Here is a 6,468-nt window from a genome sequence, read left to right as displayed (position 1 = left end):
GGCCCGCGCCGATGCCTGTGCCGCAGCCGATGTCCACACCCGGGCTGGAGTCGGCCACGGTGATGGGACCGGCGGCGGCGCCACGCTCCAGCGACGGCAACCTCGCGACCAGCATGCTCAAGATCCTGCGACCCGGCCGGCCCGCGGAGGTCCCTGCCGGGTCGATCAAGATTGGCCGCGCGAGCGACAACCACATCGTCATTCCGGACGTGCTCGCATCCAGGCACCACGCCACGTTGATCCCCGGCCCGTCCGGAACCGAGATCCGCGACAACCGCAGCATCAACGGCACCTTCGTCAACGGCTCCCGCGTCGACTCAGCGATGCTGACCGAGGGCGACACCGTCACCATCGGCAACGTCGACCTCGTCTTCCGCGACGGCACCCTGGTGCGCCGCACCGAGACCGCCGCCGACACCGCCACCGGCGGCCTCGACGTGCACGGCGTCACGTGGACCATCGAGGGCAACAAGACGCTGCTGGAGAACATCTCGATCTCGGCGCGGCCGGGAACGCTGACCGCGATCATCGGCCCGTCCGGTGCCGGCAAGTCGACCTTCGCCCGGCTCGTCGCCGGCTACACCCACCCGACGACCGGTCAGGTGTCGTTCGAGGGTCACGACGTGCACGCCGAGTACGCCTCGCTGCGCTCCCGGATCGGCATGGTCCCTCAGGACGACGTGGTGCACGGTCAGCTGACGGTCAGGCAGGCGCTGATGTACGCCGCCGAGCTGCGGCTACCGCCCGACACCACCAAGGTCGACCGTGAGCAGGTCGTCAACGAGGTCCTCGAAGAACTCGAGATGACCAAGCACCTCGACACCAGGGTCGACAAACTCTCGGGCGGACAGCGCAAACGCGCCTCGGTCGCCCTGGAGCTGCTGACGGGCCCATCGCTGCTCATCCTCGACGAGCCGACCTCCGGCCTGGACCCCGCCCTGGACCGCCAGGTGATGACAATGCTGCGCCAGTTGGCCGACGCCGGTCGTGTGGTGCTCGTCGTCACCCACTCGTTGACCTATCTCGACGTCTGTGACCAGGTGCTGTTGCTCGCACCCGGCGGCAAGACCGCGTTCTACGGTCCGCCCAGTCAGATCGGCCCGTCGATGGGCACGACCAACTGGGCCGACATCTTCTCCGGCGTGGCCGGCGACCCGGAAGCCGCAGCACAGCGATATCTCGAGCAGCACGGGCCACCACCGCCCCAGCCGGCCGCCCTGACTCCCTCTGAGCTCGGCAACCCGACCCGCACGAGCGTGCGACGGCAGTTGTCCACCATCGCGCGTCGTCAGATCCGGCTGGTGATCTCCGACCGCGGCTACTTCGCGTTCCTGATGATGCTGCCGTTCATCATGGGGATCCTGTCGCTGTCGGTGCCCGGCGATGTCGGGTTCGGCGTGCCGGTGACCGCGATGGAGGGCGGCGAGGCGCCCAACGAACCGGGACAGATCCTGGTGATGCTCAATGTCGGCGCGATCTTCATGGGCACCGCTCTGACCATCCGGGCGCTGATCGGCGAGCGCGCCATCTTCCGCCGCGAGCAGGCCGTGGGCCTGTCGACGTCGGCCTACCTGATGGCGAAGGTGGTGGTGTTCACCGCGTTCGCCGTCGTGCAGGCCGCGATCGTCACCTCGATCGCGATCTTGGGCAAAGGCTGGGGGCCGGGGTCCGTCGAGAGCGGCGCCGTCATCGGCAACCGCAGCCTGGAGATGTTCGTCGACATCGCGATGACCTGTGTGGCCGCGGCGATGGTCGGCCTGGCGCTCTCGGCGCTGGCCAAATCCGCCGAGCAGATCATGCCGTTGCTCGTCGTGGCGATCATGAGTCAGCTGGTGTTCTCCGGCGGCATGATCCCGGTGACCGACCGCCTCGTGCTGGACCAGATGTCGTGGGTGACACCGGCGCGGTGGGGCTTTGCGGCCTCGGCGTCGACGATCGACCTGATCCGGCTGGTCCCGGGACCGCTGACACCGAAGGATCGGCACTGGGAGCACACCTCGGGCGCCTGGCTGTTCGACATGGCGATGCTGGTGGCGATCAGCGTGTTCTATCTCGGCTTCGTGCGCTGGCGGATCAGGCTCAAAGCCGCCTGACCCCCGCTTCCCACGCCGAGTGTGCGGAAATCGAGAAACGCCGTGCACCGGGCGTCAATTTCCGTACTCTCGGCCCAGGGGTGGGGGGATTTGTCATGGAGCAGTCTGTGTCCGATGTCGACGTGTCGATACGCGCCAGAGCCTTGGACGCTGCGCTCGGCGAGTTGCAACTGTGGGGTGTGGACCGGTTCAGCTTCGACGGTGTCGCCCATCGATCCCACCTGAGCCCCGACCACGTGCACAAGATGTGGACCAGTGAACGCGAGCTGATCCTCGAAGCGCTCCGCAGCTACACCACGAAGATGTTCCCACTGCCCGACACCGGGTCCCTTCACGGTGACCTCACCGAACTGGCGGTGAACCTGGGCAACTACCTCAACGAACCAGTGGCACGCAGGATCGCGCGCATGTTCGTCGTCGACAGCAAGTCGATGGTGGTGGATGCGGACACCAGAATGCAGTTCTGGGAGATACGGCAGAAAGTCATCGAAGAGGTGCTCGAGCGGGCTGCGGAACGCGGCGAGGTGCTCAGCGACGTCAAACCCGTATTCGTGATGCATCTGTTGACCTCGCCGCTCAATGCGGTCGCGTTGTACACCGACCAGCCGCTGCAACCCGGCTTCTGCCGCATGATCGCCCGCATGGTGACGCGCGCGGTCAGCGTCGCCTAGCTGTACTGGACTCTAAACGTTCGTCACGGCGCGGATCTCAGGGTTAGCCCGCCATGTGCAGTCCTACGACCGCCGCGTCCAGGCGATGTCAGAAAAACAGTTGCCTGATTGCTCACTTGCGGAGCGACCTGGGCCACAATGCAAAATTAATTCGATAGGCTTGCAACATAACCAACGGCTCGCTTGTGCAGCCTAAAACCCAGAAATATGCGATTCATCACTCTCACCGTAGATCGCCAAATATTACAAACAGCGTCACGGATCGATGCTCGACGAAAGTTGCGTAGCATCGTGAACAACATTGCTGTGCACCTCGCGGTGGATCGAACGAGGTCCGCCACGATCCAGTGACATCGCCCCTCGCAAGACCACCAGGAACGCTGTTTATGGCTATTGCTGACATCGTCAGTTACTCGCACCTCTCTCCTGCGGACATAGAGACGCTCGGCGCAGAGCTGGACGCCATTCGCCGCGAGATCGAGCACTCCCGGGGCGCGCGCGACGCGCGCTACATCCATCGCTCGATCGCGTTGCAGAGAGCGCTGGACGTCGCGTCACGGATGGCGATTCTGCTCAGCCCGTCACGCACCGGACGATGGCTGGGCATCGGCGGGCTCGCGGCGTCGAAGTGCATCGAGAACATGGAACTCGGGCACAACATCGGCCACGGGCAGTGGGATTGGATGAACGATCCCGAGGTTCACTCCGCCACGTGGGAATGGGACATGGTCGGGCTGTCGTCACAGTGGCGCTACGCCCACAACTATCGCCACCACGTCTTCACCAATGTGCTCGGCCTTGACGACGACATCGGCTGGGACGTCCTGCGCGTGACCCGTGATCAGCCCTGGCACTGGCGTCACCTGTTCCAGCCGGCTCAAAGCCTTCTGCTGGCAGCCACCTTCGAGTGGGGTATCGCACTATATGGGCTGGCGGCCGCCTACAAGCGCACCCAGGATGCCGAGAACAAAGCGACCGCGACGACCGGCTTCGCCACGAAGATCGGGCGCCAAATCCTCAAGGACTACGTCATCTTTCCGGCGCTGGCAGGCCGACGCTGGCGACAGGTTCTGGGGGCGATGGCGATCGCCAATGTCTTGCGCAATCTGTGGACCCATGCGGTCATCGTCTGCGGGCACTTCCCGGACGGCGCGGAGAAGTTCACCCCGGAGAGCATCGAGCACGAGACCCGGTCCGACTGGTACCTGCGACAGATGCTGGGCAGCGCAAACATCGACGCCGGACCCGTGCTGGCCTTCGCCACCGGGAATCTGTGCTACCAGATCGAGCACCATCTGTTCCCGGACCTGCCGAGCAATCGGTACCGGGAGATCGCACCGCGGGTCAGAGCCCTGTGCGACAAGTACGACCTGCCCTACACCACCGGCTCAGTCGTCAGACAGTTCCTGCTCGCCCAGCGAACCGTGCTGAAGATGTCCCTACCTGACCGGCTGTTGACCGCTACCTCCGACGACGCACCGGAGACCGCCTCCGAACGTCGGTTCGGGGTCGACAGGCTCGCGGTGCCAGGCCGTGGACTTCGCACCGCCCTGGGCACGCCACCTCATAGTTAGACGCGACTTCCCCGGCTCAACCGCCGATGTCGAGTCCGTGCGCGGCCGCGTAGGCCAGCCCCTGTTCGATGTCGACCTTGGCGCCTCGCAGCTTCGCGGTGGTCCAGAACGTCGGATCGGTGCGTGCGCCGCGCAGATCGGCACCCTCCAGGCGCGCGTTCTGCGCCCGCACCCCGGTGAGGTCGGCGCGCTTCAACACCGCTTCTCGCAGGTCGGTGTTGACCAGGCTGGCCTCACGCAGTCGACAGTCGGACAGGTCGACCTTGCGCAAGTCGGCTCCACCGAGCACCGCCAGCGTGAAATCCACCTCGACCAGGGTCAACGGCCGCATCCGGCACTCGGTGAAGGTCGAGCCGAGAAAGCTGCAGTGACGAAACGTGCTGTGCCACAGCGATGTCCGACGAAAAACACAGTTGCGGAACGCGGAACCGACGTGCACGGACTCGGAGAGATCGACACCGGAGAAGTCGCACCCGGTGAAGACCACCCGCTCGGTGCTCAGCCGGCTGAGATCGTCGTCGCGAAAGTCATGCCCGTCGTACTCCCGGTCGGCAACACGCGCGTCCACGCTGTCAGCCGGTGGGCGCGAGGCGGCTCAGCGCGTACTCGGCAACCGTGATCAACGCGGCTTTGGCCGAGTCACGGCTGCGCGCGTCAACCGACATCACCGGCACGTGTTCGGACAGCGCGAGTGCGGAGCGGACCGCCGACAGCGAATGCCGCGGTGCGCCGTCGAAGTCATTGACGGCAACCAGAAAGGGCAGATTGCGGGCCTCGAAAAAATCCACCGCCGCAAAGCTGTCCGCCAGCCGGCGAACGTCCACCAGGATGATCGCGCCGATCGCTCCGCGCACCAGGTCGTCCCACATGAACCAGAACCGGCGCTGCCCGGGCGTGCCGAACAGGTAGAGCACCAGGTCGTCACCGAGGCTGATCCGACCGAAGTCCATGGCCACCGTGGTGGTCGTCTTCATCGGGGTGGCGTCCAGACCGTCGACGCCTTCCGACGCGTTGGTCACCAGCGCCTCGGTGCGCAGCGGCACGATCTCCGACACCGCGCCGACGAACGTCGTCTTGCCGGCACCGAAACCGCCGGAGATGACGATCTTGGTTGATGCCGCCCTCCTAGAGTGCCCTGAGACCACGCAGAGTCCTCCCGATCAGTTCTCGTTGTTCGTCGGCCGTCGCGGCCTCACCGAGGGTGGCGTGCACCCGCACATAACCCTGCACCACCAGATCGCCGACGAGCACCCGCGCCACGCCGAGCGGCAGTGAGAGATGCGCGGCAATCTCGGCCACCGACGGGCGGGCGGCACACAGGGACAGGATCTGGCCGCGGACGTCGTTGCCCGGCCAGCGCGGCGGTTGCGCCGGGTCCACGGCGCCCACCGACGCCTCGAGCGGAAGATCGACCCCGGAGTCGGTGCGGCCCGCTGTCAGCGTGTACGGCCGGACCAGACTCGGCTCCTGGGTACCGTCGCCCTCCCGTTGGTCCACGCGGCGCTCACGAGTGCTGCGGGGCGCGTCGAGTCGACTGGACCACCGAACCCACCTGCTCGACCAGGACCGCCATCTCGTACCCGATCTGACCGATGTCGCCGTTGTGGATCGCCAGCGCCGCGAGGTTGGAACCGTCACCGACCCTCATCAACAGCAGGTAGCCGTTCTCCATCTCGACCACCGACTGCAGGACGTAGCCACCGTCGAACAACTGCGCGGCGCCGGTCGACAGACTCGCCAGACCGGAGGCGACCGCGGCGAGCTGATCGGCCCGCTCCCCCGGCATGTGCTCGCTGGCGGCCAGCAGCAGGCCGTCGGCCGACACCAGGATGGCGTGCGAGACCCCGGACACCTCGCGGGCGAAACGGGCCACCAGCCAGTCGAGCGATTCGCGCTGATGCGAGTCGGTCATTCGGTGTCGGCTCCTCCGGTCTGCTGCGCTCGGGTGCGCGCGGCGTGCACGCCGCCGAAGTGGCTGCCGATGCTGGACCGGACGGCCTCGGGATCCCGACCGTTGCCCGATGCTACCGGCCGATGGTGACCGTTGCCCGTGGTCTCCTCGGCCGCTCCGGGCACCAACCGCGCACCGGGCTGACGCACGGGCAGGCCCTCGACGGTGCGGTCGAGGAC

8 protein-coding genes are annotated in these 6,468 nt (G+C 66.3%); 3 read left to right on the top strand and 5 right to left on the bottom strand.

Translation table 11 applies throughout. The features are described from left to right. The 3 genes from WA965_RS28310 to WA965_RS28300 all read left to right on the top strand — a co-directional run. Nucleotides 1–2,093: ATP-binding cassette domain-containing protein (locus WA965_RS28310; protein ID WP_526448267.1), on the top strand; the 2,093-nt coding region annotated here is incomplete at its 5' end. 95 nt (nucleotides 2,094–2,188) lie between these two features. Next, nucleotides 2,189–2,764 carry a TetR/AcrR family transcriptional regulator C-terminal ligand-binding domain-containing protein gene (locus WA965_RS28305; RefSeq protein ID WP_526295691.1) on the top strand — a complete coding sequence of 192 codons (576 nt, stop codon included), beginning with the start codon at nucleotides 2,189–2,191 and terminating at the stop codon, nucleotides 2,762–2,764. A gap of 386 nt (nucleotides 2,765–3,150) precedes the next feature. Then, entirely contained in the window at nucleotides 3,151–4,338 is a 1,188-nt protein-coding gene (locus WA965_RS28300; RefSeq protein WP_526295689.1) for a fatty acid desaturase family protein, read from the top strand. Nucleotides 4,339–4,354: 16 nt separating this feature from the next. On the opposite strand, the gene WA965_RS28295 is transcribed toward WA965_RS28300, so the two are convergent. From WA965_RS28295 to WA965_RS28275, 5 genes are all read right to left on the bottom strand, one after another. Continuing rightward, nucleotides 4,355–4,906 carry a pentapeptide repeat-containing protein gene (locus tag WA965_RS28295; protein ID WP_526295687.1) on the bottom strand — a complete coding sequence of 184 codons (552 nt, stop codon included), beginning with the start codon at nucleotides 4,904–4,906 and terminating at the stop codon, nucleotides 4,355–4,357. 4 nt (nucleotides 4,907–4,910) lie between these two features. After that, a complete protein-coding gene (locus tag WA965_RS28290; RefSeq protein ID WP_178358918.1) occupies nucleotides 4,911–5,483 on the bottom strand; it encodes an ATP/GTP-binding protein in 573 nt (190 codons plus the stop codon). Then, nucleotides 5,464–5,835 (bottom strand): DUF742 domain-containing protein, encoded by a 372-nt coding sequence (locus WA965_RS28285; protein ID WP_178358917.1) that lies wholly within the window; start codon nucleotides 5,833–5,835, stop codon nucleotides 5,464–5,466. The genes WA965_RS28290 and WA965_RS28285 overlap by 20 nt, the downstream gene beginning before the upstream one ends. Nucleotides 5,836–5,842: 7 nt before the next feature. Next, nucleotides 5,843–6,250: a roadblock/LC7 domain-containing protein gene (locus tag WA965_RS28280; RefSeq protein WP_526295684.1), complete on the bottom strand. Its 408-nt coding sequence runs from the start codon at nucleotides 6,248–6,250 to the stop codon at nucleotides 5,843–5,845. Then, on the bottom strand, nucleotides 6,247–6,468 hold a 222-nt coding region (locus tag WA965_RS28275; protein WP_526448266.1), incomplete at its 5' end, for a hypothetical protein. The genes WA965_RS28275 and WA965_RS28280, both read right to left, overlap by 4 nt.

Origin of the sequence: Mycobacterium sp., from assembly GCF_049683935.1 — a bacterium.
Lineage (GTDB): Bacteria > Actinomycetota > Actinomycetes > Mycobacteriales > Mycobacteriaceae > Mycobacterium.
Note: the sequence above shows the minus strand (reverse complement) of the source record. Positions and strands in the feature narration are given on the sequence as shown.

What these genes read in the sequence shown, in the direction of transcription:
- WA965_RS28305 (WP_526295691.1), top strand. Translation starts at nt 2,189, where the DNA reads ATGGAGCAGTCTGTGTCCGATGTCGACGTGTCGATACGCGCCAGAGCC.
- WA965_RS28300 (WP_526295689.1), top strand. Translation starts at nt 3,151, where the DNA reads ATGGCTATTGCTGACATCGTCAGTTACTCGCACCTCTCTCCTGCGGAC.
- WA965_RS28280 (WP_526295684.1), bottom strand. Translation starts at nt 6,250, where the DNA reads ATGACCGACTCGCATCAGCGCGAATCGCTCGACTGGCTGGTGGCCCGT.